The organism is Streptomyces sp. BE303 (assembly GCF_036290945.1).
Lineage (GTDB): Bacteria > Actinomycetota > Actinomycetes > Streptomycetales > Streptomycetaceae > Kitasatospora.
On the sequence record NZ_JAQYWZ010000755.1, the window covers coordinates 1 to 387 of the forward strand.

A 387-nucleotide genomic window follows, 5' to 3' on the forward strand; every position below is an offset into this window, starting at 1 on the left:
CCGGCGGCCGCCTGCGTGTGCCCGATGTTGGACTTCACCGACCCGAGCCAGAGCGGGTCGCCGCGGTCCCGGTCCTGACCGTAGGTGGCCAGGAGGGCCTGGGCCTCGATCGGGTCGCCGTGCGTCGTGCCGGTGCCGTGCGCCTCGACCGCGTCGACGTCCTGCGGGTTCAACCCCGCCAGCGCCAACGCGGCCCGGATCACCCGCTGCTGCGACGGACCGTTCGGCGCCGTCAGACCGTTCGACGCACCGTCCTGGTTCACCGCCGAACCCCGCACCACCGCCAGCACCCGACGACCCGCAGCCCGCGCCGACGACAACCGCTCGACCAGCAGCATGCCGACACCCTCGGACCAACCCGTCCCGTCCGCGTCCGCACCGAACGAC

The 387-nt window shown here is 73.9% G+C and carries 1 protein-coding gene; it reads right to left on the reverse strand.

Features of this window, described 5'->3' with window-relative positions; translation table 11 throughout:
* Positions 1–387, reverse strand: a 387-nt coding sequence (locus tag PUR56_RS22730; protein WP_329950269.1) for a polyketide synthase, incomplete at both ends; no start/stop codon positions are given.